Origin of the sequence: Rhodococcus sp. BL-253-APC-6A1W, from assembly GCF_012843405.1 — a bacterium.
In the GTDB taxonomy this organism is placed as follows: Bacteria; Actinomycetota; Actinomycetes; order Mycobacteriales; family Mycobacteriaceae; genus Rhodococcus.
Genome location: NZ_JABAFB010000012.1, coordinates 50,948 through 70,718 on the forward strand (window position 1 = coordinate 50,948; position 19,771 = coordinate 70,718).

The 19,771-nt window shown below is 65.9% G+C and carries 17 protein-coding genes; 6 read left to right on the forward strand and 11 right to left on the reverse strand.

Features of this window, described 5'->3' with window-relative positions; translation table 11 throughout:
* Window positions 1-184: 184 nt before the first annotated feature.
* From HF877_RS18020 to HF877_RS18055, 8 genes are all read right to left on the reverse strand, one after another.
* Window positions 185-625: a RidA family protein gene (locus HF877_RS18020; RefSeq protein ID WP_169622571.1), complete on the reverse strand. Its 441-nt coding sequence runs from the start codon at window positions 623-625 to the stop codon at window positions 185-187.
* Entirely contained in the window at window positions 609-2,213 is a 1,605-nt protein-coding gene (locus tag HF877_RS18025; protein WP_169622572.1) for a gamma-glutamyltransferase, read from the reverse strand. The genes HF877_RS18020 and HF877_RS18025 overlap by 17 nt, the downstream gene beginning before the upstream one ends.
* A complete protein-coding gene (locus tag HF877_RS18030; protein ID WP_169622573.1) occupies window positions 2,210-2,566 on the reverse strand; it encodes a non-heme iron oxygenase ferredoxin subunit in 357 nt (118 codons plus the stop codon). Before HF877_RS18030 ends, HF877_RS18025 begins: the two co-directional genes overlap by 4 nt.
* A 40-nt stretch (window positions 2,567-2,606) precedes the next feature.
* Window positions 2,607-4,055 (reverse strand): aldehyde dehydrogenase family protein, encoded by a 1,449-nt coding sequence (locus tag HF877_RS18035; protein WP_169622574.1) that lies wholly within the window; start codon window positions 4,053-4,055, stop codon window positions 2,607-2,609.
* Entirely contained in the window at window positions 4,052-5,278 is a 1,227-nt protein-coding gene (locus tag HF877_RS18040; protein WP_169622575.1) for an FAD-dependent oxidoreductase, read from the reverse strand. Before HF877_RS18040 ends, HF877_RS18035 begins: the two co-directional genes overlap by 4 nt.
* Window positions 5,275-5,655 carry a Rieske 2Fe-2S domain-containing protein gene (locus tag HF877_RS18045; protein ID WP_169622576.1) on the reverse strand — a complete coding sequence of 127 codons (381 nt, stop codon included), beginning with the start codon at window positions 5,653-5,655 and terminating at the stop codon, window positions 5,275-5,277. Before HF877_RS18045 ends, HF877_RS18040 begins: the two co-directional genes overlap by 4 nt.
* Window positions 5,656-5,754: 99 nt before the next feature.
* The gene (locus HF877_RS18050; RefSeq protein ID WP_169622577.1) at window positions 5,755-6,474 is read right to left on the reverse strand and encodes an iron-containing redox enzyme family protein; all 720 of its coding nucleotides are present in this window, start codon (window positions 6,472-6,474) and stop codon (window positions 5,755-5,757) included.
* 183 nt (window positions 6,475-6,657) lie between these two features.
* Window positions 6,658-7,107: a heme-binding protein gene (locus HF877_RS18055; protein WP_169622578.1), complete on the reverse strand. Its 450-nt coding sequence runs from the start codon at window positions 7,105-7,107 to the stop codon at window positions 6,658-6,660.
* 224 nt (window positions 7,108-7,331) lie between these two features.
* On the opposite strand from HF877_RS18055, the gene HF877_RS18060 reads away from it, so the two are divergent.
* Window positions 7,332-9,035 carry a helix-turn-helix domain-containing protein gene (locus tag HF877_RS18060; RefSeq protein ID WP_206037305.1) on the forward strand — a complete coding sequence of 568 codons (1,704 nt, stop codon included), beginning with the start codon at window positions 7,332-7,334 and terminating at the stop codon, window positions 9,033-9,035.
* On the opposite strand, the gene HF877_RS18065 is transcribed toward HF877_RS18060, so the two are convergent.
* Window positions 9,022-10,431 (reverse strand): MFS transporter, encoded by a 1,410-nt coding sequence (locus HF877_RS18065; RefSeq protein WP_169622579.1) that lies wholly within the window; start codon window positions 10,429-10,431, stop codon window positions 9,022-9,024. The two genes, HF877_RS18060 and HF877_RS18065, sit on opposite strands and share 14 nt — an antisense overlap.
* A gap of 360 nt (window positions 10,432-10,791) precedes the next feature.
* Here HF877_RS18065 and HF877_RS18070 point away from each other — a divergent pair, with 360 nt between their 5' ends.
* From HF877_RS18070 to HF877_RS18080, 3 genes are all read left to right on the forward strand, one after another.
* Complete coding sequence (locus HF877_RS18070; protein WP_169622580.1) at window positions 10,792-12,381, forward strand: hypothetical protein; 1,590 nt, start codon at window positions 10,792-10,794, stop codon at window positions 12,379-12,381.
* Window positions 12,382-12,535: 154 nt separating this feature from the next.
* Window positions 12,536-13,750 carry an acetyl-CoA C-acetyltransferase gene (locus HF877_RS18075; RefSeq protein ID WP_169622581.1) on the forward strand — a complete coding sequence of 405 codons (1,215 nt, stop codon included), beginning with the start codon at window positions 12,536-12,538 and terminating at the stop codon, window positions 13,748-13,750.
* Window positions 13,751-13,773: 23 nt separating this feature from the next.
* Complete coding sequence (locus HF877_RS18080) at window positions 13,774-15,921, forward strand: 3-hydroxyacyl-CoA dehydrogenase NAD-binding domain-containing protein (protein WP_169622582.1); 2,148 nt, start codon at window positions 13,774-13,776, stop codon at window positions 15,919-15,921.
* A gap of 104 nt (window positions 15,922-16,025) precedes the next feature.
* Here HF877_RS18080 and HF877_RS18085 read toward each other — a convergent pair whose 3' ends face one another.
* Window positions 16,026-17,342 carry a class I SAM-dependent methyltransferase gene (locus HF877_RS18085; protein WP_169622583.1) on the reverse strand — a complete coding sequence of 439 codons (1,317 nt, stop codon included), beginning with the start codon at window positions 17,340-17,342 and terminating at the stop codon, window positions 16,026-16,028.
* Window positions 17,339-18,781, reverse strand: coding sequence for an FAD-binding oxidoreductase (locus tag HF877_RS18090; protein WP_169622636.1), 1,443 nt, complete (start codon window positions 18,779-18,781; stop codon window positions 17,339-17,341). The genes HF877_RS18085 and HF877_RS18090 overlap by 4 nt, the downstream gene beginning before the upstream one ends.
* A gap of 144 nt (window positions 18,782-18,925) precedes the next feature.
* Between HF877_RS18090 and HF877_RS18095 the strand changes: the two genes are divergently transcribed.
* Together HF877_RS18095 and HF877_RS18100 are read left to right on the forward strand one after the other, a co-directional pair.
* Window positions 18,926-19,360 carry an SRPBCC family protein gene (locus HF877_RS18095; protein ID WP_169622584.1) on the forward strand — a complete coding sequence of 145 codons (435 nt, stop codon included), beginning with the start codon at window positions 18,926-18,928 and terminating at the stop codon, window positions 19,358-19,360.
* An 86-nt stretch (window positions 19,361-19,446) separates the two neighbouring features.
* The gene (locus HF877_RS18100) at window positions 19,447-19,770 is read left to right on the forward strand and encodes a YbaB/EbfC family nucleoid-associated protein (RefSeq protein ID WP_169622637.1); all 324 of its coding nucleotides are present in this window, start codon (window positions 19,447-19,449) and stop codon (window positions 19,768-19,770) included.
* The last annotated feature ends 1 nt before the right edge of the window (window position 19,771 follow it).

A 19,771-nucleotide genomic window follows, 5' to 3' on the forward strand; every position in this document is an offset into this window, starting at 1 on the left:
ACTCGCACAGCGAGTGAGGAAATGGAGGCCGGGCCGTACAACGACGTTCCCGTCGATCACGCGTCGCCCCGGTGTCGCACGATACTGATCCCCGGCAAACCCCTCGTCAACAGCGAAAACGGCTATGGGGAGGCAGCTTTGATGTGCACCTTGTAGGGAATGTGACGCTCGTGTTGCATGCGGGTCAGCGAACGGTGGCGGTGAGGGAGATTTCGACCGGCGCGCCTCCGGGGAGGGTATATACCCCGATGGCACTGCGTGCCGGGAGATTCTCCGGGCCCAGCTCCTCGGCGATGACATCCGACGCACCGTCGGCTACCGCAGACAACGCAGTGAACCCATCGTCTGCGGCGACGTAGACCACCATCTCCACCGGACGAAAGCTGCTGCCGGAGGGCAGCACCGACCGTACGGCGGAAAGTGCGTTGCGCACGGCCACGGCTGCCGCAGCCCGTGCCTCCGCTACCGTCAGATCCGTGCCGACCTTCCCCGTGACGGTCAGTGCTCCATTGCGGCGCGGCGTCATTCCCGCAGTCCTGACGGTCCCGCCGGCAAGGACCGCCGCGACGTAGCGGCCCTGCGGCGCCGGAGCCGAACTCGCTTCCGTTTCAGTATCGTTCGACACCGAGAGCAACTCCTTCCTGCCGTGGATCGCTGCCGCCGAGCAGAACTCCCCGCTCGTCGAACGAGATGATCTGTGCGCTGCCTTCGGCGCCGTACGCGTCGAGAACTCTCAGTCGGTGGCCCTTGTTCTCCAGCGACCGCCGAACGTCGTCGGGGACGCGCGCTTCGATGCGCAATTCCGGAGCCTTCCCGAGGGTGTCTGCGTCGGAGCCGGGGAACACCGTGAATCGCGGGGCCTCCACTGCCTGCTGCGGATCGAGTCCGTAATCGAGCAGATGGGAGAGCAACTGCATGTTCCATTGCACCTGGCCGTCGCCGCCCGGCGTATTGCCGGCGTGCATCAGCCGCCCGTCGGTGCCGGTGACGATCCATGCATTGAGCGTGTGCAGAGGTTTTCGTCTCGGGGACACCTCGTTCGGATGACCGTCGATCAGATACGCACCGCGTCCGAGCCGGTTGTTGAGGACGATGCCGGTTCCCGGCACGGTGAGCTTCGCCCCGAACGTGAACGCGAGCGAATGGATGAAGGACACGGCTCGTCCTTCGCCGTCCACGGCGACGAGCGATGTCGTATCGCCGTCCGATACGGAGAATGCACCCGTGGGTTCGCGCTCTGCGAGCCGTGCCCGGCCCGCACTGATGTTCGCGGGAGCCAGCGCTCTCTCGGCGCCGTCGTTCTCGGAACTACACCAGCGCAAGCGGTCTTCGAAGGAGATCGCCGCCGCTCGTGCCATCCGGTCGATCGCCGAGGTGCCCAGCCAGCGCTCCGGGTCCAACCCGCCGTCACACAGCGCGGCTTGCTGCAGCACCATCCATCCAGGTGTGGGCAGTGGAGTCTGGTGCACAATCGCGTCCGCATACGTCCCGGTCAGTGACGCTTCGGCGGGCGCCACGGCACATGCTTGCCATTCGTCGCCTGTGAACGGCGCCCCGGAATCCGTGACAGCAGCGACACACCGTTCGGCCAGGTCTCCGCTGTAGAAAGACCCGGGGTTCCGGGCAAGTGTGCGGATCGTCTGCGCCAGGTCCCGCTGAGGCAGACGATCACCGACGCGTGGGGCGGCACCTGCCGCGGTGTATACCGACGCGAGCCCGGCGTCGGCGCGGATAGCCTGCAGTGCGGCCTGTACGTCGGCGCGGGTCTTCGCGGAACAGGGGAGTCCCCGTTCGGCGATCCGTGCGGCCGGTTCCCACAGATCGGCCAACGGGATGGTCGCCCCGCGCTCGTGGAGCGTGGCAAGGGCCGCGGGTGCACCGGGCACAGCGACGGCGAGCGCGCCGTCCAGCGGAATTGCCGAGAGGTCCCGGTCGCGGTAGAAGTCCGGTGTCCCTCCGTCCGGTCCGTACCCGCTGCCGTTGACAGTCCATACGGAACCGTCCGGCTCACGCACCACGGCGAATGCGTCGCCGCCGATCCCGCACTGCCCGGGCAAGGTCAGCCACGTGACTGCGGCCATCGCGAGAGCCGCATCGACCGCGTTGCCGCCGTCGGCGAGCACTCGTGCCCCCGCCTGGCTTGCGAGCGGATGACTCGAGGCGACCATACCGCCGGTCGCCAGCGTCGCCGGGCGGATGCTTCGCGACGTCATGCCGACCGCATCCGGCGCCGGCGGGGGCCCTCCGGGGGCTCGGCGGGATCGATGCCGACGAAGATCTCGCCGTCACGTTCCTCACAGGGGTACGTCTTGATCGGCTCGGTCGCCGGCGGACAGATGGGTTCACCGGTTTCGAGATCGAACGCGCTTCCGTGACAGGAGCATCCGATTCCATCCTGAACCAGCTTCCCGGACGACAACAGGCAGTCGAGGTGGGAACAGTAGTTGGACGTCGCGTATGCCTTGCCGTCGAGCCGGGAGATGGCGAACTCGTAGTCGTCGGCGTAGAACCGGCGAACGATGCCTTCGGTTACCTGCCCGGAACGGGCCACTCGCTTGAACTCCATGGTCTTCCTCCAGGCATGTGGTGTACGCCGTGCTGTGCCGTCAGGCGTCGGGCGAGAGATATACGGTCTTCTCGGATTGGTAGAACTGCATGAGGGTTGGGCCCGCCTGCTCCTTGAAAGTCTGGGTGCTCGACTGTTTGTATCCTCCGAACGGAGCGTTCATCGCCATTCCGGTGGTGGGCTGATTCACCTTCACCAACCCCGTGCGGGATCCGGCAACGAACCGGTGAGCGTCGGAGAGGTTCTTGGTGACGACCGAGGCACTGAGCCCGAACGCTACGTCGTTCGCCAGGGTGAGGGCTTCGTCGAACGATGCGGCGCGCTGGAACGCCAGTACCGGACCGAATATCTCGTCGGTCAGCAGTCGCATCCCGGGGGAGGTGTTCGCAAACACCGTCGGCCGGACGAAGAACCCGTTGCGGAGAATGCCCACCTCACAACGCGTTCCACCGCACACCAGGTCGGCGCCCTCGTCGACACCGATTTTCACGTATTCGAGAAACTTGGCCAGCTGAGACGAACTCGCGAGGGGCCCCATGGCGGCGTCGGCACCGATCCCGACGATCAGTGCCTCGGTGCGCGCTACGACCTTGCCGAGCAGCGCGTCATGGATTTCGTCAACGGCGACGACCCGGCTGGTTCCGGTGCAGGCCTGACCCGACAACCCGAATGCGCCCTTGACGATGAGTGCCGCAGCAGCATCGAGATCGGCGTCGGCGAGCACCACCACCGGGTTCTTGCCTCCCATCTCCAGCTGCACCCGGCGCTCCGGGCCGACGCTGCGGTGTATCGACCGCCCGACAGCAGTGGACCCGGTGAACGTCACTGCTGCGACTCGAGGGTCTTCGACTACGGCAGCACCCGCTGCCCCTCCGCCCTGGACGAGAGCGATCGCGCCTGCAGGAAGACCTCCTGCGAGCAATGCCTCGACCAGGCGCTGCCCCATCAGCGGTGTGATCTCGGAGGGCTTGAACAGCACGGTGTTTCCCGCTGCGAGCGCAGGACCGAGTTTGCGGGACGGGATGTTGAGCGGGAAGTTCCATGGCGTGATGGCACCGACTATCCCGATCGGTTCACGCACGGTGTACACCGTTGTCGGTGCCGGCGCAGGGAATGTCGCACCTGTCGCGCGGGTGGCCTCGCCGGCGTAGAACCGGAGATTCATCGGTGTGCGGCTCACCTCCATGGTGGCTTCGGTCCGTGTCTTGCCTTCCTCGCGGATCAGTTCTTCCACGAGGGAGCTCGCCTGGGCTGTGAGGTGGTCTGCCGCGGCCTCGAGGATCGCGGCGCGGCGCTCGGGGGCGGTCGCAGCCCACTCGGGCGCGGCTTTGTCGAGCGCGTCGACAGCGTTGCGTACGTCGACCGCATCCGAGTCGGGAAACACTCCGACGAGGTCGGATTCGTCGGCCGGGTTGCGCCGCTCGAACACTGCGCCCGACGCTGCCGGTACCCAGCGTCCGTCGATATGGTTCAGTCCGGCGATCGTCATGCGGGCTCCACTTCTTCGTACATCTCCCAGAGGTCGGTGTCTTCGTCCGCGAGGCGCGTGGGGTCGACCTGTCGCCCGAGTAGTTCGCGGGCAGCCATGATGTCTTCGCCGCGGTCCATGGCGAAGGCGGCGGTGAGAGTGTCACCGGCAAGGTAGAAGACGGAGAACTCACCCGTCTCGGCGTCGCCGCGGAACACGAAGTCGGTTGTACCCACCGGTGTTCCGGCGAATTGGATGTTGGTGTCGTACTGGTCGGACCAGAACCAGTGCGGGTCGTCGGAGAGTGATGTCCGTCCGACGATCGTGTCGGCGACCACAGCGGATTGGCGGTTGGCGTTGTCGAAATGTTCCACGCGAATGTGTCGCCCCGCCCGGGGTGAGAAGCGATTCGCGACGTCACCTGCGGCGTAGATGCTCGGGATCGAGGTGCGGCCGTGTTCGTCGACCACGATGCCGTTGTCGACGGGCAGGCCGCTCGCGGCGGCGACCTCGGTGTTCGGGACGATGCCGATGCCGACGACCGCTGTGTCGGCCTCGATCGTGTCGCCGTCCGTCGTGGTGACGCACACGCCCCGGTCGGACGTGGTCACGGTGACAACGCCGGTTCCGGTACGCAGGTCGATGCCGTTGCGGCGGTGCAGTTCTGCGCAGCAGCTGCCGACCTGCCGGCCCAGCACGCTGCCGAGAAGATTCGCGCTTTGCTCGACCACGGTCACCTCGACCCCGAGCGACCGTGCGGTCGCCGCGATCTCGAGTCCGATGAAGCCGCCGCCGACAACGATCAGCCGGGATCCGGGGACGAGGCGCGGGGCGAGGGCGAGGGCGTCGTCGAGGGTGCGCAGGTAGTGGACGAGGTCGGGCCGGGGGCCTGTCGACTCGATGGTTCGGGGCCGTCCTCCGGTCGCGAGGATGACGGCGTCGGCTGCGACGGATCCGCCGTCGAATTCGACGGTCCCGGTCGTGGTGTCGATGCGGCGCACGGTGACACCGGTCCGGATGTCGATGTCGTTGGTGTCCAGCCACCGGGGTGTGAACAGCGAGAGCGACTCGGCCACCTCGCGGCCCGCGAGGAATTCCTTGGACAGCGGCGGGCGCTGGTACGGCGCGTGAGGTTCGTCGCCGAGCAGGACGATGCGGCCGTCGAAGCCCCGGCGACGGAGGGTGCGTGCGGCGCCGGCGGCCACCTGGCCGGCGCCGACGGTTACCACGGTGCGAACGGTCATGTGGTGCCTTCCTTCTCGGAGGTGCCGGCGCCGCGTCGCGGCACGGGGGCGATGTGGACGGTGTCTCCGTCGACGAGCACCGGGTATGTCGGTTGGCAGAGGTCCTGGTCCTCCTCGTACCCGGTGTCGAGGTCGAACCGCCATTGATGCCCGGGGCAGATCACCCGGCCGTGAAGCAGGGTGCCTTTCACGAGAGAGCGGTCCTGATGCACGCACAGGTCGGCGAAGGCGTAGACGCGGCCCTCCGTGTGGAACAGCGCGATCGCGAGGCCGTCCACTTCTACGCGCAGTTTGCGGCGGCGGGTCAGTTCTTTCATCGTGGCGACGGCAACCCACGTCTGTGGGCCTGTGCCGGTGCTCGTGGCGTCGGTGGACATGGTTCTCCTGTCGCTCGTGCAGAGGAGAGCGGGAGTCCGGTGGAGGCTCCCGCTCCCCGCTCGCGGTCGTGCGTCACCGTCCGCCCGCCGGTAGTGGGGTCAGACGGATGCCAGTTCGAGGTCCGGCGCGACGTAGGAGTCGTACAGGCCCTTGGTGTACGAAAAACGCATCTCCGCACCCCACCGCACGAGCTGCAGGCAACGCTGCTGCAACTGGGGTGTGTCGGCGCAGTCCAGGACGATCTGGTAGCCGCGCTCACCGTGCACGACGTCGGACGTGATGTGCAGATCGAAGAATTCGATCTCGTCCTCGGTGAACCCGTAGACCTCGCGGAGCGGGACGATCTGCTTCTTGTAGATGCTCGGCACCTGGGACTCGAGCCCGACGACCAGTGCCGCGGTGGCGACCACGAAGTGCTCACGCTGGGACACCGCGTAGCACCACGCCTGGAGTCCGCGCGTCACGGCGTTCATGTTGTTCGGGTCTTCGACCCGTTCCTTCGTGGTGCCGCAGGCCTCCGCGAACTTGATGAGGAGATCGGTGTGCCGGATGTCGGCGAGTTCCTCCTCGTACATGTTCTGAAGGGTGAAGTCCTTCGCGTCGGTGTAGTGGTCGGGTGTGTTGGAGTAGATGTTTGCGAGGTAGTCGGCGAAGGGGCCCACGTAGTGGTAGTGGTTTTCTGCCCACCGGGCGAAGTGATGCTTCTCGAGCTTGCCCTCGGCCCACGCCTTGCTGAACGACGCGTTCTTGGCTTCCCGTCCCTTGATGGCATTTTCGAGTGCGGCGCGGAAATCGTCGCGTCCGAGCAGTTCGGTCATGAGATGTGCCTTTCACAGGTGGTCGTGCGGTCGATGCCGTCCTGGAATGTCCCGCGGCGTTGCGGGTCCGAAACCACCGCTGATACAGCGTGTTTCGGTATGAAAAGCCTAGGTGTACGAGAAGGGGCGGTGCCATGGCCACAATGGCCGGAAGAGACCGTGCGTCGGGTCGATGTGCACGGGTCAGTGCGTGCCGGCTGCGACCAACGCGTCGAATTCGGCGAGCATTGCGGCTCCGACGGCTTTGTCCTGCTCGCCGTTTCCGCCGCTGATCCCCACCGCGCCGACGATCTGACCGTCGTAGACGAGCGGAAACCCGCCGACGAAGATCGCGAACTTACCGGGCAGCATGTGGCTGATACCGAATGCTTCATTGCCCGGGAGTGCCGGACCGCCCGGTGCCTCGTTGAACAAATGGGTGGCGCGCTCGTGCCCCGCAGCCGTGAATGCTTTCGCGATGGCGATGTCGACTCCGGTCAGGCGCGCTCCGGGAAGGCGGTGCAGCGCGATGACATTCGCGCTTTCGTCGCATACGCACAACGTCTGCTTGACGCCGATTTCTTCGGCCTTCGCGCGTCCGGCGGCGAGCAGGGGCAGTGCGTCGTCGAGAGTGATTCGGTGAATTCGATGCATGGTTCTCCACTTCGGGGTCGAGGTCGGAACGGTCGTTGCGAACGAGTGCCCGAATGGGCGGAAGGGCGTCGGGTCGAGAGGCTCGCTGCCGGGGGCGTGGCATATTTCTAACAGCGCACCGCGCACAGTGGGAGGGTCAATATCACCGCGAAGGCGGGGTGGTCGGTGTACACACTGCACATGTTCCGGGTGGGGGTGTCTCTGGTAGCTCATGTAGGAAGTGCATGACGTCGGAATCGGTCCGGCGCCCTCACCTTCGATGGAAGCAGGTTGCCGTGGAACCGAGCCCCCGCTTGACCGTCCGTGGTCTTCTCGATGAACCGCTGATGGCGGACGCTCGTGTCGTGCAGGGAGACGACGCACTCGACCGGGCACTGACCTGGGTGCTGCCCCTCGGCGAAGTGGTCGGCAGGTACGACGAGCTGGCGGGGGTTGCTGTGTATGTGCGCCCCGAAGTGCTGGGTGCCAATCTTCAGGCCGTATCCGCCGTCGCGGCGCGCGGCGCGGCATGCCTCGTCGTGGACGGCGCGCTTCCCGCGGCGATCGCCTCCTGGCCGCCGGGTCTGCCTGTCGTGGAACTCGACCTGCCTGTCGGTTTCGCTGCGCTCAACAGGCTGCTCGCCGAGCGAAGCCTGATGCAGGAAGTGCACGTCATGCGCTACTCCGCTCATGTGCATTCCGTGCTCGCGGGTCTGCTTCACCGCGGCGCCGGGCTCACCCTTCTGATCAAGGAGGTGTCGTCGCTCGCACAGCACCCTGCGGTGGCGCTCGATGCGCGTGGTCATGCCGTGGCGCATCACGGCATCGACCCGGCGTCGATCGACGAGATCGCCGAGCGCATCCGCGCCGTATCCGGGCCGACCTCACCGGACGGGAGGGGGCATCACGACACGCGCGTGGTCGAGGCGACGGTGGCCGGGGTGCACTGGACGTGTACCGCGAGCGCCATCCGGCTCGGCAAACGCTTCGAGGGATGGGTGGTGGTTCTGGCCGGCGGTTCCACACCCGGCCCGCACGACCTCGCTCGGCACGCAGTGGTGACCGGCCAGGCGACCGCAATCATCGGTTCGGAGATGCTGCGCCAGCGCAGCGTCGACGAAGCGGAGGAGCGTGCGCGGGGCGACTTCGTGCAGGCGCTCGTACACGGAAGCTTCGCCAGTCGGCACGACATGCAGGCGCGCGCCGAGTACCACGACATCGACCTCACCTCGACCTTTGCGGTATTCGTCGCCGCAGGATACGACGAGAATCCGGCCGTCTCCGGCACCGAGGGGCCAGGCGGGTTGCTTCGGCTCGCCCGCTACGCGGCGAGCGTGCTTCCGCACCCCTCCGTCCGTTCCTACGTCACTGTGATCGGTGACGTACTCGTGGTGGTGCGCTCGCTTCGGTACCGCGATGCACGCGACGCCGAGGCCGAGATCGCCGAGTTCGCCGATGCCGTCTCGGCCGACCTGTCGCGTCGTCGTGGTCGTCCGGTGCCGGTCGCACACGGGACCCCCGCCGCGGGTGCCGACCAGATCCGAGAGAGCTACCGGCAGGCCCGTGTGGCCCTCGGGATCGGGCAACGGATGGGGATGTCGGGCTCGGTTTCCTACCACGACCTGCGTGGATACGGTGTCCTCGAACTCGTCGCAGAGACGGAGCGGAGCAGGCGTTTCGTCGAGGACGTACTCGGCTCGCTCCGGCCCGGCAGCGATCTGTACGACACGCTCGTGGCTTATCTCGGTGCCGGCGGAAACGTCAATGCGGCCGCGCGCGAACTCGACGTGCACCGGAACACCATGTTGTCGAAACTGGACCGGATTTCGCGGGCGATGGCGATGGATGTCCGGGCCCCCGAGAACCAGTTCACGGCGTGGCTTGCCGTCCGTCTGGAACTTCTCGACCACCTGCACACCGCAGTGGAACGCGAAATCAACTATCTCTGAGCGCGGCGCCTGTCACCGCGACGTCTTCCACGTCCTCGGGGTCGCGTCCGAGGAAAGTGGCGGCGAACGCGCTGCCCACGACCAGCGCGCAGACGACGAAAACGATGCTGACCGACCAGGACCCGAGTCCGATGGTCACCCACGCCGCACCGACGGCGGAACCACCGAAGCGGATGAGGTTGAACACTCCGAGTCCGGTTCCCTGCGCCCCGGCAGGCGATCGGGTGGATCCCGCCGCCGCGGGGGTCTGCACGGCCGCGATTCCGGCTCCGGTCAGCGCGAGTACGCCGGCGACCAGCCACGGATCCGGGTCGTTCGCGCCCAGGACGGCCGCCAGGGCGCACTGGGTGACGGCGAGGACTGTCAATCCGCACCGCAATACCCGCCGAGCACCGACCCGGTCCGTGATGCGGCCGATCAGCGGGGCGAGGACGGCCATGACTGCGGGAAGGGAGAACAGGATCATCCCGGCCGTCGTTGTGGACACGCCTGTGGCCGAGAGCCGTAGCGGAACCGCCAGAAGAGCTGTTCCGAGACAGAACATCTGAGCGAACGAGGCGACCGAACTTCGGGCGAAACGGCTTTCGGTGAGCAGACGTACGTCCACGAACGGCACGCGCACGCGCAGGCAATGGACCGTGAACCAGGCGAGCACCAGGACCGACACCGCGAGGCTCGCCCACGCCATGCCGACAGGAACGCCCGATTTTCCGAACATGCTGAGACCCAGAATGATTCCGGCCGAACCCATGGTGAGGGTGGCGGCGCCCAGTACGTCGAGCCGCATCGGTCGTCCCGGGAATGCAGGAATCCAGCGCAGCGTTCCCGCGAGCCCGATCAGCGCGATAGGAATCAGCGGGACGAAGACCCAGCGCCATCCCCAGTTGCCCGCGATGAGTCCTCCGAGGGAAGGGCCGATTGCCTGTCCGATTCCGTTGACCGTCGCCCACGCGCCCACCGCGCGGGCGCGACGTCGCGGGCCGAACAGCCAGGCGAGCAGTCCCATCACCGCGGGTGCGAATGCCGCTGCGGCGACACCTCCGAGCGCACGCCACCCGATCAGAATCTCGAGACTGGGTGCTGTCGCTGCTCCCGCGGCACACACCGCGGTGCCGAGCAGGGCCGCGCAGTACACGCGGCGCCGGCCGAAGCGATCACCGATATACCCCGCGAGCGGCATCGATGCCGCGAACGTGAGCAGGAAGGCGACGGCGAGCAACGCCCCGTCCTCCAGTGACGAGTCGTAATACGAAAGGATCTGTGCAAGAGGAACATTGATGATGTTGTTGCTCAAGGTTCCGACGAGCGTCCCCGCGAGCAGTGCGGACAATGCGAGCGGCGTGCCCGTGTCGGCACCCTCCGGTGACTCCGGGGGTGCTTCGGTACGTGTGGTCATCGAACTCCTGGAACGATCGAATTGCACGGCATCATCGGGCCGCTCGATCCCACTCTCGCACTGCAACCCGACCGCGTGCACGAGCGTCGCCAGGACACACAGCACATCCGGAGGCGCCGGGACGCAGGCACTGTGCACATTCTGTCCGGCGGAGATATGCAAAACCGTGTTCCGACACGTGTTCGTAGCACTTTTTCACAAACGCGCGATCGAATGACACCGAATCGCAAAAAAGGAACACACTGCACAAGTAGCGTTCCGGCCGGTGTGCAGGGTTTGCGTTGACCGTGCCTGGAAGAGCGCGGAAAGTTCCACGGAGACAAGCCCGCTCCATTCCGCTCTCCTGCTGAAGGACATGCATTGGACGTACAACTCACGGCCGCCCACTGGGTCTATCTCGCCGGCATACTCGTCATCCTGGCCACCATGGCCCTGCGGAAAAACATCGTCGTTCCCGCTGTCGTCGCAACATTTCTCACCGCATTGGTGTTCTCGGGCAGTATCGTCACCGGACTCTCGTCGATCTTCAACGCGAGCCTGGTGGCAGCGAAGGAACTGTTCAACATCTTCCTCATCATCGCGATGGTCACCGCGATGCTCGGAGCGCTGCGGCAACTCGGTGCCGACCGGCTGATGGTGGCGCCGTTCCGCCGAGTCATGAGAGCAGGGACGAGCAGTTTCCTCGTGCTCGCCGCCGTGACGTACGTGATCTCGCTGTTCTTCTGGCCGACCCCTGCTGTTCCGCTCGTCGGCGCGGTGCTGATCCCTGTCGCCATTCGCGCCGGGCTGTCGCCGATCTCCGTAGGCATGGTCATCGCGATCTGCGGTCAGGGCATGGCGCTGTCGTCCGATTACATCATCAAGGTCGCCCCGGGCATCTCGGCGTCTGCTGCCGGCGTGGACGCCGATGCGGTGGCCGACAAAGCTCTCGTGCTGTCGCTGATCGTCGGAGGTACCGCACTCCTCATCACCTACTTCTCGCAGAAGCGGACGTGGCGGACGCCGTCTCCCGATCTACTGACCGAGTGGGAGGCCGAAGCGGACAGCGGCGTCGGTGAGCCCACCTCGGCGCCCGATCCGAGCGGCCCGAGTGGAACCGGTTCGACGCGTCCGGTTCGGCCCCAGCGGTCGGGGCCACCGCCGCCGGTACTCGGCGAAGCCGCGGGTACGGCGACGGCCGTGCTGGCGCCGACTCGGGACGACGCAAGCACATTCGAGGCCCCGCAGCCGGACAAGGAACGGCGCGGTACCGCGAAAGCGTTCGCCATGCTTGTCCCGCTGGCCTACCTCGCGTTCATCGTCTACCTGATGCTGGGCAAATTCACCGATGTCGTGCCGCCGCTGAAAGGTGGCGAGGCCGCGGCGATCGTCGGCGGGATCGCGTCGCTCGTTCTGTTCGCGGCCGCAGCGTCGACCGACAAGGGCGGCTTCCTCGAAACTACGTCCGACCACCTGGTCGACGGTCTGGTGTTCGCCTTCAAAGCCATGGGATGCGTGCTCCCCATCGCCGGATTCTTTTTCATCGGCAATCCCGACTTCGCCGCGCCGATCCTGGGCCTTTCGTCCGATGCAACGGGGCCTGCGATCCTGTTCGACCTCGTCACCTCCGTGCAGGCGCACCTGCCGCAGAACGCGTTCGTCACGTCGTTCGGGATACTGCTCATCGGTCTCGTCGCAGGATTGGACGGATCCGGATTCAGTGGTCTGCCGCTCACCGGGGCGCTGTCCGGTGCGCTCGGTCCCGCCGTGGACGTCGATCCCGCGACGCTGGCAGCAATCGGGCAGATGGGCAACATCTGGTCGGGCGGTGGAGTGATCATCGCGTGGTCGTCACTCATCGCGGTGGCGGGATTTGCCCGGGTGCCCGTACTCGACCTGGCACGGAAGTGCTTCCTGCCGGTGATGGCGGGCCTGGTGCTCTCGACCGTCTTCGCGGTGCTCGTGTTCTGACGGAAGGTCGCTCGGTTCGGTCACGGACCCCGATCGCTTCGGTCCTTACTGCTATGGGCCACACCTTCTACGGTGGTGTGAAGTTGGGCACGACGGCTCCGAAGGGGGCCGTCGGTGCTGTTACTCCGCAAGCACGGGAAGGAACCTGCGCACTGTGACCACCGAGGCATTCATCTATGAAGCCATCCGAACACCACGAGGCCGAGGCAAGAAGACGGGATCGTTGCACTCCGTCAAGCCGATCTCTCTGGTTACCGGCCTGATCGACGAACTGCGCGTCCGCTTCCCCGACCTGGACGAGAACCGCATCTCGGATCTCATCCTCGGTGTCGTGGGCCCGGTCGGCGATCAGGGTGCCGATATCGCTCGCACCGCCGTCACCGTCGCCAACATGCCGGCCACCACCGGTGGTGTCCAGATCAACCGTTTCTGCGCGTCCGGCCTCGAAGCCGTCAACATGGCTGCGCAGAAGGTCCGCTCCGGCTGGGACGAACTGGTCCTCGCCGGTGGTGTCGAGTCCATGTCGCGCGTGCCCATGGGTTCCGACGGCGGCGCGTGGATGCTCGACCCCGCCACGAACTACGACAGCTACCTCGTGCCCCAGGGCATCTCGGCCGACCTGATCGCGACCATCGAGGGTTTCTCCCGCGAGGACGTCGACGCCTACGCACTGCGCTCGCAGCAGCTCGCAGCCGCAGCGTGGTCCGGTGGCTACTTCTCGAAGTCGGTCGTGCCCGTCAAGGACCAGAACGGTCTGACGATCCTCGAGCAGGACGAGCACATGCGTCCCGACACGACCCTCGAGGGTCTGGCGAAGCTGCAGCCGTCGTTCGCTTCGGTCGGCGAGATGGGCGGCTTCGACGCTGTCGCGCTGCAGAAGTACCACTTCGTGGAGAAGATCAACCACGTCCACCACGGCGGTAACAGCTCGGGCATCGTCGACGGCGCGGCTCTCGTGCTCGTCGGCTCCGAGCAGGCCGGCCAGGATCTCGGTCTCACCCCGCGTGCCCGCGTGGTGGCGACGGCCACCTCGGGTGCCGATTCGACCATCATGCTCACCGGCCCGACCCCGGCCGCCGAGAAGGTGCTCGCCGCCGCCGGTCTCACCGCCGACGACATCGACCTCTTCGAGATCAACGAGGCGTTCGCGTCCGTCGTCCTGAAGTTCCAGAAGGATCTGAAGATCCCGGACGAGAAGCTCAACGTCAACGGCGGCGCCATCGCGATGGGTCACCCGCTCGGCGCTACCGGCGCCATGATCACCGGCACCATGATCGACGAGCTCGAGCGCCGCGGAGCCAAGCGTGCCCTCGTCACCTTGTGCATCGGTGGCGGTATGGGCGTGGCCACCATCATCGAGCGCGTCTGATACCCGGAAGGATTCGAAATACAGTGACCGACAACATGATTTCTTGGGATCAGGACGCCGACGGCATCGTTGTGCTCACCCTGGACGACCCCAACCAGGGCGCGAACACCATGAACGCGCTCTACAAGTCCTCCATGAAAGCCACCGTCGACCGCCTGGTCGAGGAGAAGGACTCGATCAGCGGTGTGGTGATCACGTCGGCGAAGAAGACCTTCTTCGCCGGAGGCGACCTCCGCAACATCATCGCGATCGGGCCGGACGACGCGCAGGCCGCGTTCGACGAGGTGCAGGACATCAAGGCAGACCTCCGTCGCCTCGAGACCCTCGGCAAGCCCGTCGTCGCCGCCATCAACGGTGCGGCCCTGGGCGGTGGCCTCGAGATCGCTCTCGCGACCCATCACCGGATCGCTGCGGACGTCAAGGGCGTTCAGATCGGCCTGCCCGAGGCCAGCCTCGGCCTGCTGCCCGGTGGCGGCGGTATCACCCGCACCGTGCGTCTGCTCGGCATCCAGACCGCGCTCCTCTCGGTCCTGCTGCAGGGCAACAAGTACAACGCCGTGAAGGCCAAGGAGATCGGCCTGGTTCACGAGGTCGTCGGCAGCGTCGACGAACTCGTTCCCGCTGCGAAGGCGTGGATCAAGGCCAATCCCGAGGGTGGCGTTCAGCCGTGGGACGTCAAGGGATACAAGATCCCCGGCGGCACCCCGTCGACCCCCTCGCTCGCCGCGAACCTCCCCGCGTTTCCGGCGAACCTGCGCAAGCAGATCAAGGGCGCGCCGATGCCGGCTCCGCGCGCGATCATGTCCGCCGCGGTCGAGGGCTCGCAGGTCGACTTCGACAACGCGTCGACCATCGAGTCCCGTTACTTCACGGAACTGGCCACCGGCCAGGTCGCGAAGAACATGATCCAGGCGTTCTTCTTCGACATGCAGGCCATCAACTCCGGCGCGTCGCGTCCGAAGGACGTGCCCAAGCGTGAGATCAAGAAGATCGGCGTGCTCGGCGCCGGCATGATGGGCGCGGGCATCGCGTACGTCTCAGCGCGTGCCGGGTACGAGGTCGTCCTCAAGGACATCAGCATCGAGGCCGCCGAGCGCGGCAAGAACTACTCGGAGAAGATCGAGGCCAAGGCACTCTCGCGTGGGAAGACCACCGAGGAGAAGTCCAAGGAACTGCTCGGCCGCATCCACCCGACCGCCGACGCGGCCGATTTCAAGGGTGTCGACTTCGTCATCGAGGCCGTCTTCGAGAGCACCGAGCTCAAGCACAAGGTGTTCCAGGAGATCGAGGACATCGTCGAACCCGACGCGCTGCTCGGCTCCAACACCTCGACGCTGCCGATCACCGGTCTCGCCACGGGTGTGAAGCGTCCCGAGGACTTCATCGGGATCCACTTCTTCTCGCCGGTCGACAAGATGCCGCTGGTGGAGATCATCAAGGGTGAGAAGACCTCGGACGAGGCGCTGGCCCGCGTGTTCGACTACACGCTCGCGATCCGCAAGACCCCGATCGTCGTCAACGACAGCCGTGGATTCTTCACCTCGCGAGTCATCGGCACGTTCGTCAACGAGGCCATCGCGATGCTCGGCGAGGGCATCGAGCCCGCGACGATCGAGCAGGCCGGTTCGCAGGCGGGCTACCCGGCTCCGCCGCTGCAGCTGACCGACGAGCTGAACATGAAGCTCATGCAGAAGATCGCCAAGGAGACCGCGGAGGCCGCCAAGCAGGGCGACACCAAGATGGGCGCCACCCGTCACCCCGCGCTCGACGTCATCGACTGGATGGTCGAGCAGGGTCGTCCGGGTCGTCTGGAGAAGGCCGGTTTCTACGAGTACGACGAGAACGGCAAGCGTCAGGGCATCTGGCAGGGTGTGCGCGATCAGTTCAAGACCGTCGCGACCCTCGACGTTCCGCTGCAGGACCTGATCGACCGGATGCTCTTCGCCGAGGCCATCGAGACGCAGAAGTGCTTCGACGAGGGTGTTCTCGAGACCACCGCCGACGCCAACATCGGTTCGATCCTCGGCATCGGCTTCCCGGCGTGGACCGGTGGTGTCTCGCAGTTCATCACGGGATACGCGGGCGGCAAGGCCGGCTTCGTGAAGCGGGCCGAGGAGCTCGCCGCGAAGTACGGTGAGCGCTTCACCCCGCCGGCGTCGCTCCGCGACTGACCTGCGCATGCATGTCCGATAGACAGGAAGGGCCCCGAATCGCTTCGGGGCCCTTCCTCGTTCCGGCTACGGCGTCATCGGTGTGAGGCCGCCGGCGGCGGGGGCTATGCGACCCACCACGGGCGCAGGGGTACCTGCGGACGCTGGTCCGCGCCGAGCTTGACGCCGAGCACGTGGTGCAACTGGATGATGTTGCGTTCGAATCCGAGCCGGGACCCGGCCATGTACAGGCCCCACAACCGCGCGGTGCCCTCGCCCACCTCGGCGACACACGCATCCCAGTTCTTTTCGAGGTTTTCGCACCAGCCCGCGAGGGTGTACGCGTAGTGCTGCCGGAGGTTCTCCTCGTGCACCACTTCGAATCCGACGTTCTGCGCTTCGGTGATGATGCGGCCGGAGCCGGTGAGTTCCCCGTCGGGGAACACGTACCGGTCGATGAATCCGCCCGCCTTCACCCGCCCACGGTTGTGCGGGCGCGTGATGCAGTGGTTGAGGAGCAGCCCGCCCACCCGCAGCTTGTCGTGCAGGAACTGGAAGTACGCGGGGTAGTTTCCGACGCCGATGTGCTCGGTGAGGCCGATCGACGAGATCGCGTCGAATCCGGTTTCGGTCACGTCGCGGTAGTCGGAGTGCCGAACCTCGGCCAGATCGCCGAGCCCTTCGTCCGCGATCGCCTGCCGCGCCCACTCCGCCTGCTCGCGCGACAGGGTCACCCCGAGTGCCTTCACTCCACGGCGCGCGGCGAAGCGCACCATTCCGCCCCAGCCGCAACCGATGTCGAGGAGACGGTCACCGGGTTGCAGGCGGAGCTTTTCGAAGATGAGGCGGTACTTGTTCTCCTGGGCATCGTCGAGTTTCTGGCTCTCGGAATCGAAGAGAGCGCACGTGTACGTCATCGTCGGGCCGAGTACGTACTCGTAGAACGTGTTGGACACGTCGTAGTGGTGATGGATGACCTCGGCATCGCGATTCTTGGAATGCCGGAGACCTTCCGCGACGCGGCGCCATCGGGGCAGATGTTCCTGCGGCGGCGGCGCGATCGGCCTGAGCAGTTCCGTACCGAGCGACCGGGCGATCTGCGCGAGGACGCGGACCGGGGGGCGCTCGAAATGCATGTCTCCCAGGGTGGCAAGCAAAGCGTAGGGGTTACCGGGATGAGCGCCGCGGATCTCGAGTTCACCGGAAATGTATGCGCGCGCCATCCCGAGGTCGCCGGGGGCGGTCGCGATGTAGGTCGCGCCCTTGGGCGACGCGAGATGAAGGGCGTAAGGGGAGTTTTCCGGACCCGCGGCCGAATTGTCGTACGCCGTGAAACGCAGCGGCATGGCGCCGCCCGTGACGGTTTCGACGATCTTCGCGAGGGGGATCTTGTCATCGGCCGGGCGCACGCCGGCCGAAGGCTCGGACTTGAACGTGGTCATCTTCTTTGCACCGCCTTCGAGAAAAGGTCCAGTAAGCGGGACCGCGGGTCGTACTTCTTCTTGAGTGCGGTGTATTCCCCACCGCTGTAATACAGTTTCTCGAACTCGTCGCGTGTGTAGTACGAGTCGGAGTACAGGGATTTGTGACCGTCGAGTTCCGCCACCTTGTTTTCGATGAGCCGGTTCGCGGCACCGTCGACCCCGCCGGGATCGGCGGGCACCGAGGACCAGAAGCCGACGTTGACATACGTGCGTTTGGGTTCGAGGGGATACAGCGGCCACGGACGCTGGGCATCGAACGACGCACCGCCCGGTCCGTGACGCTCGCGCAATCGCAACGGGCACAGCCATATCGGCTCGATGGGGGTTTCTTCGAGGAACCAGCGCACGAATTCCTCGGTGCGTTCGACCGGTACCTCGATGTCCTGCACGACACGTTCACGAGGGGGATTGCCCTTGCGTGCCTCGATACGATCGGCGACCGCGTATTTGTGGTCCAGCGCGATGAGCTTCCAGTAGAAACTGCTGCGCAGCAGTCGCTTCGGCCAGAACCGGCGGATTCGGGGGTCTTGTGCCCCGAACGCCCTCGAACACCAGAACCAGTCGGTGTCCCAGCGCCACAGGTAGTCGCGGATCGTGAGCCGATCGGTTTTGGGATGGTTGACCGACGCGTGCTGGATGGACCGGTAGTAGATGTCGCGTCCGGTGTAGTCGGATACCGGACCCGGCTCGTCCGTCTGGACCCCGAGTGTGAGGTAGCTTTCCTCGGCGGAGAAGACGACGCCGTCGATGTAGTCCACAGCGACACCGGCATACACGCGGTCGGCGGTGATCCGGTCGAGCGCTGCCTGCATCTCGGCGAGTGAATCGAACCGCAGATGGCGCAGGGCAACGAACCGTTTGACCGGTTCGAGTTCGATCCTCAGGCGGGTCGCGTATCCGAGGGACCCGTACGAATTGGGGAATCCTCGGAACAGATCCGAGTGTTCGCCGTCGGGCCGCGCCGTGACGATCTCACCTGCGCCGGTGAGGATGTCCATCTCGAGCACCGATTCGTGGGGCAGACCGTTCCGGAACGAGGTCGACTCGATTCCGAGACCGGTGACGGCGCCGCCCAGGGTGATGGTCTTCAGTTGCGGAACCACGAGGGGAGCAAGCCCGTAGGGCAATGTCGCGTCGACGAGGTGTTCGTAGGTGCACATCCCGGCGACATCCGCGGTGCGGGTACGCGGATCGACCGACACGACACCGCCGAGGCCGGAGACGTCCAGCCCGGGGGCATCCACTTTCGCGCGGGCACGGAAGAGATTCGACGTTTTTTTCGCGAGCCGTACCGGCGCACGCTCGGGAATGTCGCGGTACGAGCGCAACAGTCGTTCCACACCTTCGCGGTGAACCTGCAGTCCGTACGGACTCGTGGCGCGTGGCTTTCCCAGCATGAGCATCGACTCCCCTGCGGCGCTGCTTGATGGCACACCCACAATAAACCCGTGGCTCGTGCCCGTCCCGGTACTGAGGAGAAGGCAGGATGGACGGAGAACTCGTCCACGAGCAATATCCGATCGACTACGGAGGAAATCGACATGGCGCAGGTCAGTGCGAGCAGTTCGATACAACTGGAGGCAGCGCCCGACAAGGTGCTTGCCGCCCTCGCCGATTACGAGACGGTGCGCCCGCGCATCCTGTCGGATCACTACCGCGACTACCGGGTGATCTCGGGTGGCCGGGGTGAGGGCACCGTCGTGCATTGGATTCTCCAGGCCACCGAGAAGCGGCAGCGCGATGTGCAGGCCACCGTCTCCGTCTCCGGCAGCACCATCACGGAGACGGACGCGAACTCGTCGCTCGTGACCACCTGGAGCGTCGTGCCCCACGGCACGGGTTCGACGGTGGTCGTCCTCACCGGCTGGAACGGAGCGGGCGGTATCGGTGGATTCTTCGAGAAGACCTTCGCGCCGATCGGGCTGCGCAAGATCCAGCAGCAGGTCCTTCAGAACCTGAAGAACGAAGTGGACTGAACTCTCTGTCGTATCACCGCAGACGGTGGACGACTACCCTGGACAGACAAACGTGCAGAAAGGACGTGTCCGTGCAACCCGGTGGAATGCCCGACATGCAGCAACTCCTCGCTCAGGCCCAGCAGATGCAGCAGCAACTGATGGCCGCTCAGAACGAAATGTCACAGGAGGAGGTCACCGGTCAGGCCGGTGGAGGCCTGGTGACCGCGACGGTGAAGGGCACGGGCGAGGTCGTCGCCGTGCACATCGATCCGAAGGTCGTCGATCCCGACGATATCGAAACACTGCAGGACCTGGTGGTCGGCGCGATCGCCGATGCATCCGCGAAGGCGCAGGAGAGTGCCGCCGAGAAGCTCGGCCCGCTCGCCGGCGGTCTCGGCGGCGGCATTCCCGGCTTGCCCGGTCTCTAGA